Origin of the sequence: Paenibacillus sp. A3 (genome assembly GCF_001399685.1) — a bacterium.
Lineage (GTDB): Bacteria > Bacillota > Bacilli > Paenibacillales > NBRC-103111 > Paenibacillus_G.
In genome coordinates, this window is sequence record NZ_JTHN01000240.1 from 22047 (window position 1) to 29846 (window position 7800).

At 47.2% G+C, this 7800-nt stretch carries 6 protein-coding genes; 2 read left to right on the top strand and 4 right to left on the bottom strand.

Features of this window, described 5'->3' with window-relative positions; translation table 11 throughout:
* Nucleotides 1-22 precede the first annotated feature (22 nt).
* Nucleotides 23-2602: a metallophosphoesterase gene (locus QJ48_RS30525; protein WP_054977130.1), complete on the bottom strand. Its 2580-nt coding sequence runs from the start codon at nt 2600-2602 to the stop codon at nt 23-25.
* A 265-nt stretch (nt 2603-2867) separates the two neighbouring features.
* On the opposite strand from QJ48_RS30525, the gene QJ48_RS30530 reads away from it, so the two are divergent.
* On the top strand, nt 2868-3734 hold the full coding sequence (locus QJ48_RS30530) for an AraC family transcriptional regulator (RefSeq protein WP_054977122.1): 867 nt from the start codon (nt 2868-2870) through the stop codon (nt 3732-3734).
* Nucleotides 3735-3776: 42 nt separating this feature from the next.
* On the opposite strand, the gene QJ48_RS30535 is transcribed toward QJ48_RS30530, so the two are convergent.
* Complete coding sequence (locus QJ48_RS30535) at nt 3777-4565, bottom strand: phosphodiester glycosidase family protein (protein WP_054977123.1); 789 nt, start codon at nt 4563-4565, stop codon at nt 3777-3779.
* A 441-nt stretch (nt 4566-5006) separates the two neighbouring features.
* On the opposite strand from QJ48_RS30535, the gene QJ48_RS37150 reads away from it, so the two are divergent.
* Nucleotides 5007-5312 (top strand): hypothetical protein, encoded by a 306-nt coding sequence (locus QJ48_RS37150; protein WP_157261808.1) that lies wholly within the window; start codon nt 5007-5009, stop codon nt 5310-5312.
* Between the two features lie 300 nt (nt 5313-5612).
* On the opposite strand, the gene QJ48_RS30540 is transcribed toward QJ48_RS37150, so the two are convergent.
* Complete coding sequence (locus QJ48_RS30540; RefSeq protein WP_054977124.1) at nt 5613-6095, bottom strand: hypothetical protein; 483 nt, start codon at nt 6093-6095, stop codon at nt 5613-5615.
* Nucleotides 6096-6578: 483 nt separating this feature from the next.
* Entirely contained in the window at nt 6579-7319 is a 741-nt protein-coding gene (locus tag QJ48_RS30550; RefSeq protein WP_237763116.1) for a VCBS repeat-containing protein, read from the bottom strand.
* Nucleotides 7320-7800 lie beyond the last annotated feature (481 nt).

Consider the following 7800-nt stretch of genomic DNA (forward strand, 5'->3'; position numbering starts at 1 on the left):
TGCACAGGCTGCAATTTTCAGATCACGGATTCGTAGACGTACTTGCCTCCATCGGGTCGGAATTCGATCTTGTTCCGACGGCTTTGATGACGAAGTCGTACGTTTTGCCCGGGTCCGCGTTATTGACGGTGTATTGGTACGCGCTCTGCCCTTTCACCGCCGGAACGTATACGCTCCAGTTCGTGCCGGCTTTGTCATTCTTTTCGTAAATCCGGTAGCCTCTGACCGGTTCGGACGTGGACGCGGGAGCGTTCCAGGAGATGACGGCGCTGCGGTTCTTCAGCTCGGCCTTGGCATTCTCCACTTTGGACGGCTTGCCGTCCGTCCGCTTGATGCTGTACTGGTCGTAAACGGCCAGCGATTCGTTTTTGGCTGCCGTATACGAGGTGAATTTCAGGATGCCGTCCGTAACTTGAACGTCCACGAACATTTTTTTGTTCGGCTGGGCGTTTTTCACGGAGAAGAAGTCTTTGATGTTCGGGTTGATCTTGTAAAACTTGGCGGCCGCCGAATTGCCCATCAAATATACCGAGCCCTTCGGGTTCACCACATTGCCCTGCTCGTCGACGACAACGTCTTTGATCGCCTTGTTGCCCAGCATCTGATGCGATCTCATGTACAGATGGTCGTGGCCTTCCAGCACCATATCGATGCCCAATTCGTCGAAGACCGGAATCAAATATTTGCGGTAAAACTCCACGCGACCCGATTCCGCATCCGCATTGTCCCCGGAGGAATACGCTCCCTTGTGCATCGCGACGATTTTCCATTTCTTGTCCGTCTTCGCGACTTGGTTGCGCATCCAGTCCACCTGCGCTTTAAAGCCGGCATCGGCCTTGTACGGATCGACGTCGCCTTCATACTGCGTATTGATCTGCATGAAGAGCGCATCGCCGTATTCGAAGGAGTACACCGTGCCGTCCTCGGTGCCGGTGCCGACACTTTTGGGCAGGTTGAAATGATAATAGAAGTTGTTGTTCGGGTGATCCTCGATCTCATGGTTACCAACGACCGGGGCGAAAGGAACGTTCGCAAATTCTTTCTGCGGGATGCCCAGGAACCACTGCCACTGCTGTTCCAAATCCCCGTCATCGACCAGATCGCCCGTCAGCAGCATGAATTTCGGGTCGCCGATATGATCGATCGCTCTGCGGAACGTATCCTGCCACAGCTCAAAATTTCCTTTACTGGAGCCTTGCGTATCCGTCGTATAAATAAAGTGAAAATCATGATTGTTCGCATGGTCGGTCGTGAAGGAGCCGACCGGACTCCAGCTGTCCGCCCTTCCGCTGCCTGCGCGGTACTTGTATTTCGTGCCCGGCTTCAGGTTATTCGCCGTCACCTTGTGATTGGCGAACGAGGTCGTTTTGTTCGAGCTTCGGTCGCTGCTTTTCATCAGCGTCTTCACGATTTCCGTCGTTCCGGTGAAGGTCATCGCCTCCTGCTCGGGGAAGGTTCCCCCTGGTGCTTTGGAAGCCTCGACGATCTGGACGACAGTCCCCGTGACGTCCGTACCGGTATACCAGTCAAACGAGATGCTGGTCTTCGTATCCCCGTTAAAGGTCATATTCAACAAGGTCGGCGCGCCCGCCGCTGAAGCACCTCTCGTTGTAAAGCTCCAAACGATCGGACTCGTCAGAGGCACGTTGTCTGCGGCTCCACGGACAAGCTCCTTCGGAACGGTGACCGTATACGATTTGCCCTCGGCAAAATCCGGGTGATTTATCGCCAGCGTATCACTGTTGACGATACCCACGGACAAATTGCCTACGGAGGTGTTGTTCTGGTCGACGATGCTAACGCTCGGGCCGCTGTTCAAAGCGATCGCTTTGTTGAATTTGACGGAGACGGCCGCGTTCGGCGCAACGTCGCTCGCTCCGTTGGCAGGGGCCTGCTGCACGCCTAAGGTCGGAGTCGGACCGCCGGTTTTCCGGTCGCCCTTGACGATCACATCCTTGATCCGGCTGGAGCCGGAGCTGGATACGGTCCCCCCGCTCACGCTCTTCGTCGAATTCACGACCCAACGGATGTACAGCAGATCGTTGTCGTTGGCTTGGCTCGGGAGCGGAGCGTCAACCAGCTTGCAGCTGTTGTTTTTGCAGTTGAAGTTGGTCTGCTCCAGCACCAGATTGCCTCCGGGAAGATCGGTCCAGTTCGTTTGGTCCGTGCTGAATTGGACCTTGAAATCGCGCGGACCCGTGCTGGATGACGTCTGCTGGGACGATAGCGTCAAGTTCTCGAAGCCCTTGGTGGATATCGTGGCAAGCCAATATTTTTTGCCCGTTCCGTCGTCCCACCCTTGATTGCGGATACTGCGCTCTCCGGAGTCGTAGGTGTATTGATCCGTGTTCGTACCTACGTCCCGGAACGTCGATGATGTCATGTACACCCCACCCGTTGCAGGAAACACGCCGCCGGTTCCTTTATCCTTGAAGATCCATTCCGCAACGGTTTCTTTGGCCGCCGCTGCCTGGCTGTCGGCTGCCTCTTCCGCCCCAGCGCTGCCGGCCCATTGGAACGCAAATAATAGAGAGGCGAGCAGCAGAGATACGGTTCTGCGCCACATTCGTTTCGGATACCCGTTCTTTGATTCGTTGTTCACTTGATCTACTCCTTCCCCATGTGTGTTTACAACCGTAAATTCCGCCGGACGACCCGACGGCTTCATCCCTGCGGGGACCCCTCCTTTCATCTCCTTATTCGCGTTTGCGGGCTAACCATCGTTATGCCTGCGAAGCCCCTATTGCGGGGCTACCCCCATCGTATCGGAAACCGGCTCCCTGCAATATGTGTATCTGTAACTTTTTCATGGAATATCCTAACTTCCCATTCCATGGTATACTTGGCTTGGAAAGGGGTATGTCGAGATGGGCGGAAATCGGAACGAGATCATTCAAAATTATTTCAAAACGCTGCAGCTGGAACTTATTGTCGCCAGCTACTGCGAAGGAGTTACCCAAAATTGGAAGAGGCCGTTAAGGACGGACGGTTTCAACCGCTTATATTTGATCCTGGGCGGGGAAGGCTGGCTTCAAGTCAAGCAGCAGGAGTTTTATCCCGTATCGGGCCAGCTGTATTTTTTGCCGTCGGACACCCCTCTGGCGTACTCGATCATCAGCGCCAACACCTTTCACAAGTACTGGTGCCATTTTTCCGCGAACGTCGGAAGCTTTCATCTCTCCCATCTGATCGACTTTCCTTACTATATCGAAGTGGATGACATGCCCTATATGCAGCAGTTGTTCGAGCAACTGAAGAAAGTAAATCAAAAGAGCGACGACATCACGTCCCCGCTCAAAGCAAATATGATTTTATATGAAATTTTGTCGTACTATATGGACCGGCTCCCGCCGCAGTCGATTCGTCTGTCCTCCTCCCCGGCGATCAGCCGGTCGAATCAAATTTTGCAGTATATCGAAGAGCACCTTGCCGAGCCGTTGACGCCGAAAGCACTGGCCGAAGCGTTTCATTACAGTCCGAACTATTTCTGCCGGTACTTCAAAAACCTGTTCCATGTCACGCCGATCGAATATATTAACAAGGTCCGGATCGAAAGGGCCAAATGGCTGCTCACCCATTCGAACCAATCCATCGAAAAAATCGCAAGCCAGATCGGGCTGGAACGGTTTTATTTCTCGAATCTGTTTAAGAGGTCCACGACACTGTCCCCCAGTGAATACCGGCAAGCCATCCGTTCGGCCCCCGGCCGGGAAGCGGGAACGGAAGAAGGTTGACAGGCAGGTCGTCAAAGATGACAACCTGCCTGCTATTCCCTTTTAATTCACGGTAATAATTTGAACCAATTTTCTGCCATCGCCTGTAATATTGACCAGCTTGTTTTTGCTGTCGTAGGCTCTCATCTGGGAAGACCCGCTGCCATCCAGAAATATGCCATTCACGTTGCTTTTCGGTTCTCCGTCCTTAATCCCAAAATACTTTTGAATCGTCGCCCGGAAGGTCTCTGCGGTGCAATCCGAATTGGTTACAATTAAATAAACGGTTGTTCCGTTATAAACCATCGCCGATCTTTCAACTTTTCCGTCCGGGTTCGGCAGCTTTTCCTTTAAAGCGACATCTTTCCAGTTCTTGGAGCCAAGGCTCATTGACACTCCGCCTTGTGCCCAATAATTCGTGTGCCCTACTGCTTTGTTCACTTCCCAACCGGTATTTAAGACCCGATAAAGAAACTTTCCGTTTTTGACATCCCATATAATCGTGCCTTGGTTACCGGAGTTGTACCAGCCATTATTGGCATTGTTCGATGTACCGATGACCGGAACGCCGTTTTGGATAGCAATATTATGTGTTTTATACATGCCGGTCGATTTTTCGATCTGTGCGGAAAAAAATCCGCCGTTAATTCCGACATAGCTGGTTTGCTGTAAATTTTTGTCGCGATTGAGGGTTTTAAATTGGATGCTGCCAGGGCTCGTTTGAATAATATTTAACGTAACTTGGTTAGCCGTATAAGTAGAATACTTGTAAGAAGCCGCGAAGCTGCTCAGCGGAAATACGAATGCCAACAACGCGGTCAATGCAAAAATCATACCAATTGTCTTTTTCATCTCATTGCCTCCAACCGGTGAGTTGATAATGATGATAGCTGTGAAACTGACGGTTAGTACCAAAACGTTTGTACCTGTAGCTTTTTCGGCTCTGCATCACGCTCCTCTTGCCGGTCTTGGGAAAAAAGATTAGTGCTTCTAGATCCATATAGTACAATAGTTTGCTTTTCGCCATTCGTGTTCGGATCATCTCTTAGAAACATGGCAGTTTCTTGCACAGAAATTGTCGAATCTGAAATCCAGAAATTATGTTTTTTCTACCGAACCCTGAGTATCTTACAAAAAAATAGAGTGATTACAAGCGGAAAACCAGCTTACAGAAGCCAACGATCAATGGACGGTAAGTCCTTAATCTTTTTAATTTAAATTATCTTTTGTTAGTTAATATAAAATTAGTTATTTTATTCTTGTAATCCATTTTGTTGAAGATATTGGAATTATATGAGAAAATTAATTGGCATTTCTCTCATTGCCGCTCTTTCATTAACATCCGTTATCCAAATATTACTATATTACCGTTACGGAATAATTCGATTGATGTCATCCAGGGTTGCTCCGAAAGCCATGAACATGGAAAGGAGAGACCCTGACTCTTTTTTTGGCCTTGAAATGGGCGCATGCCTTGATTCGGTCCGGCGTTTCTCAAAACACCTTCATCCGGCTGGACACGTGCGTAGATTTAGAGCAGCCTTCATTGCCAAGGACCCTGCCGAAAAGGTTGGTTTTATGGATGGAAGAAGATATTAAACAACGATACGATTTTAACAAAGACGGTAATTATTGATGATGGACAAGTGGTGTTGATCGGACGGAAAAACTGGGGAAAGGTATCGGCAGCTTCTCCTGCTTCGGGCCCATCTGGACCATTGACACCTCGATCTCTGTCGGGCTCTGTTTGTTCATTCCACACGATCGGGTCGATTTAGCCGAACTCCACGATTGATCGCTTCAACTTTTCATACGCCGGACCGCCCGGCTACAGATCAATCCGCGGGTTGTGTACAAATGAAAAGCACTCCGTTTAGAGTGCTTTTTAAAACAAACTTTTTATTTATTATAATATGCCTCAATTTTGTAGTCATGGGATTTATCTGCCTTCCAAGTCTTTGAACCAACTCTAAAGTAATAATACGTGTCACCTTTCAATTTACTAGACTTTACTGTTCCGAGAGTGTCTTGATTTATGGATAAGAGGGGACTGCTATTATCATCATCAGAATCGTAAACCGAAATCTTATAAGTCTGGCCGCTAGGTCCTTTAAGCTTTACTTTAAGATCTCCTAATTTTGCTGGTGTTTTAAAACGATACCAAACAACGCTATCTTCTGTTTCAAGTGTTCCCTTTAGCTTATCAACAGGGAGTTCAATATCAGTGAAATCGTCAGGCTCAGAAATCATAGGTACTGCTAACTTTTCCGCAGTAAAAGCTGCTCCCTGCTGAATAGGGGTAGATGCGAAACTTGCTGTTGGGGCCAACACGCTTGCCAGCAGAGTTGCTGTAGTGCCGAGTGCTACGAGTGTTTTTTTCATAACGTTCACTGCTCCTCTTAGCTATAATGTTGAGAAGTCTACCCTCTCACACCCATATAATACATCATTTCACTTTTACTATCTCATTTTTTGATTATCTTGCAGAAAAAAGGAATTATCCGGCGCAAAAATTGTCGAATGTCCAATACACCGTTTGTCCGGGTTGAAATTTACCCGCAAACACCCCATCTTCTCCACCGACTCCTCATTCAGCACCGGGAACAATAATATAGTTCCCCCACGGTGCTGGATAATCATTCCGGTATCATTTGTCCAATAATAAGATCCTCCAATAGCGATTCTTGCCGCTGTTGTTTTCGAATCACTCCCTCTCTTATCAATATTTCCCGCACAATAATCATACAATATTTACTTGTAGCACTCCGGTTAGAGTGCTTCTCATGCAAGATTTTTTAGAATCTCTTAAACTTTTCACTTCTCTCAATACCTCTTTTGTAACAATAAAAATAATGATTTCAGTAGCTATATTTCCCCGCCAAAGATAGCCAGATTCTGCCGGTCAGGATCAAACCCCTGCCCGTTCCATTTCAATACGGTCTGTACAAATCCGAGTGAGTCAGCATTGTACCTCCCGGCTATCCTCTGATACGCTTCGAGCTCATATGTGCCATCCCTGTTAAAATCAACCGGATATAAACCAGACAAAGGATTTACCCAACCGTTTATCGGTGCCTTCAAAACACCTTGCTGGGTATAAATTTCAGATAAATATTCCTTACCCTTATAAGTAAGGTCGAGAATATACTTTTCTTTTAGGTAATAATTGATCACCGTTGCTCTGTATTGATTTTCATAAGTCACATCGTACTTATGGATTTCATTGAATACATCAGAATTAAAAATCTGCCTGAGTTGACCGTTAATGTAAGAAAATACATACGCATAAATAGCACCAGCGCTTCCTCCGGTATCAATGACCACTAAAATATCATCCACCTTATTGCCTGTAAAATCACCAAGAAAAAGTGTCGGATTGTATCCGGCGTTATTTTTTAAGAGGATTTGATTATAGTGATGTGTTTTCCCATTTTGGACGACCAAAGTTATATTTCTCCAAAAAGGACTATCAGGGGTTTTATTTGCGGTAAGAAGGACATTGTCCTTTATCCCGTCCCCGTCAATATCGCCCCGCTTTGCAGTCACTATGGAAGGTCTATTCGGATTCATTTCTCTTGGAGGAACAGATTGGAGGCTCATCTGCATTTCTAGCAGTTCCTGCTTTGAAGGGTAAGGATTTGGAAACGACAAGGCGTTATCAATCGTTTGCAGTGCTTCGTTTGTTAATCCGGCTCCTGCCTGTGTATCAGCCAAACAGTACCAATAATAAGGGTGATTCGTTTCTCGTATTTTTGTGTAATAGTAATGGATCGCTTTGCTGAAATCATACGTGTCCATCTTCATCCCACCTGTATCTTTATTCCCAATGTAGAATTATATGCAGAAATGTGGGGTAATATGGCCCAATACAAGAGAAGCTGTCGACAAACTCGATACCCTTTTGTAATGGCTGCCATGGAAAATCAATTTGCATGGTAGTTATCTGATCGGTAATTACAGTTAATTATATGGCTGGTAAAGTATACGGCATAAAAAATCCCCGCTAGTGAATGAACTGCACCCCAATTGTTAGACACCATCTAACAGTTGGAGGTGCAGTTTTTTATGGGTAAATTTAGCATAGAAG

What these genes read in the sequence shown, in the direction of transcription:
- QJ48_RS30530 (WP_054977122.1), top strand. Translation starts at nt 2,868, where the DNA reads ATGGGCGGAAATCGGAACGAGATCATTCAAAATTATTTCAAAACGCTG.
- QJ48_RS30535 (WP_054977123.1), bottom strand. Translation starts at nt 4,565, where the DNA reads ATGAAAAAGACAATTGGTATGATTTTTGCATTGACCGCGTTGTTGGCA.
- QJ48_RS37150 (WP_157261808.1), top strand. Translation starts at nt 5,007, where the DNA reads ATGAGAAAATTAATTGGCATTTCTCTCATTGCCGCTCTTTCATTAACA.
- QJ48_RS30540 (WP_054977124.1), bottom strand. Translation starts at nt 6,095, where the DNA reads ATGAAAAAAACACTCGTAGCACTCGGCACTACAGCAACTCTGCTGGCA.
- QJ48_RS30550 (WP_237763116.1), bottom strand. Translation starts at nt 7,319, where the DNA reads ATGCAGATGAGCCTCCAATCTGTTCCTCCAAGAGAAATGAATCCGAAT.